Annotated in this window: 1 protein-coding gene; it reads left to right on the forward strand. The window is 67.9% G+C overall.

The features are described 5' to 3' along the window. Positions 1–239: 239 nt before the first annotated feature. A partial coding sequence (locus FJ251_16100; protein ID MBM4119222.1) for an ISKra4 family transposase occupies positions 240–1,753 on the forward strand: 1,514 nt, incomplete at its 3' end.

Here is a 1,753-nt window from a genome sequence, read left to right on the forward strand (position 1 = left end):
GCGACATTCTTACGGCTATTATATCCGTAAGGAGGGCCCATGCCCCAATCCACGATCCCCCCAGACGTTCTTGAGGTGGCCGCCCAGCTCGCCGAGCCACGGCTCATGCGTCGCGGTTCTGTCTCGGAGCGCTACGTCAAGTGCAACAGAGCCGGCTGCCCCTGCGGCGAGCGGCCCGAGGCGCGTCACGGCCCCTACTACAGCCTCTCGCGCGTAGTCAAGGGGCGAACGCAGTCCCGATGGCTGGACGCCGAGCAAGCCCAGCAGGTACGTCAGCAGATCGAGGCGGGCCAACAGTTTCGCAAGCACGTAGAGTCGTACTGGCAGGCCTGCGAACGATGGGCGGACGCCGAACTGGACGCCGCTTCAGCGGCCTCCGAAGTGGAGGCGGCGAAAAAGGGGGCTTCAAAGCGGCCTTCCAAGCCGAGATCGTCGCCGAGATCCAAGCGCTCGTAGGCACGGGGGCCGTCGAGGACTGGGACTTCGAGGCCATCGAGGTGGCCGCACGCCGCAAGGCCATGCAGGTGGCCGCACGCGCCGTGCAGCAGCGCATCAACGCGGACACTTCCGACCATGTGGGTCCGACGTTGCCGTGCAGCTGCGGGGAGCCGGCGCGCTACGCCGGCCGGCACGACAAGAGCTTCGAGAGCGTCCTGGGGCCACTGACGCTCTCGCGCGCCTACTATCACTGTGACTCCTGCCAGACGGGCTTCTGCCCGCGCGACCATGCCCTCGGTCTGCAGGAGGGGTCGCTGTCCCCAGGGGTGCTGCGGATGGTCGGGCGGGTGGGCGCGATGGTCAGCTTCGAAGAAGGCCACGAGTTGCTCAGCGAGTTGGCTGGGGTGCAGGTACCGACCAAGCACGTCGAGCGTGCCGCCGAGGCGCTAGGGCGTGAGATTGCCGAGGACGAGCGGCGCGTGGTCGAGCCGCCAGCGGCCGAGGAGTCGTTGGCCCCGACGCTGTACCTGGGGATGGATGGCACGGGGGTGCCGGTGCGCAAGGAAGAGCTGGAGGGGCGAGCGGGCAAACAGCCTGACGGCTCGGCCAAGACACGCGAGGTCAAGCTCGTCACCGTTTGGAGCGCCGAGGGGCGCGATAAAGACGGCACGCCGGTGCGCGACGAGGGGTCGATCAGCTACTCGGCGGCCATCGAGAGCGCGGCGCAGAAGGACACGGACAAGGTGCCCAGCGAGTTTGCCGTGCGCGTCGAACGCGAGGCCACGCGCAGAGGCTTCGATCGGGCGGCTCGCCGGGCCGTGCTCGGCGATGGGGCCAAGTGGATCTGGAACCTTGCCACGGAGAACTTCCCCGGCGCCATCCAGATCGTGGACCGCTTCCATGCCAAGCAACACCTCTCGGACGTCGCCAAGTCCCTCTACGGGGCAGCAAGCGATCTGGGCGAGCGGTGGGCGCGCGAGCGCCACGACGAACTGGACGCCGGGGACATCAATTCCCTCCTCGCCGCCCTACGAGTGCACTCGCTGAACAACGAAGAGGCCCGCAAGTGCCTCGAATACGTCGACAGTAACCGAGGGCGCATGCGCTACGCGGAGTTCCGGGCCGCAGGGCTGTGCACCTCGACCGGAGTAGTGGAGTCCGGCTGCAACACCGCGATCGGGGCACGGTGCAAGCGTTCCGGGATGCACTGGACGGTCGCCGGGGCTGACGCGATCATCGCCCTGCGCTGCTGCAAGCTCAGCGGTCGGTTCGAGGACTTCTGGGAGCGCCGAAGCCATGCGCCGGCTGTCGCGTG

It is taken from the genome of bacterium (assembly GCA_016873475.1).
In the GTDB taxonomy this organism is placed as follows: Bacteria; Krumholzibacteriota; Krumholzibacteriia; order JACNKJ01; family JACNKJ01; genus VGXI01.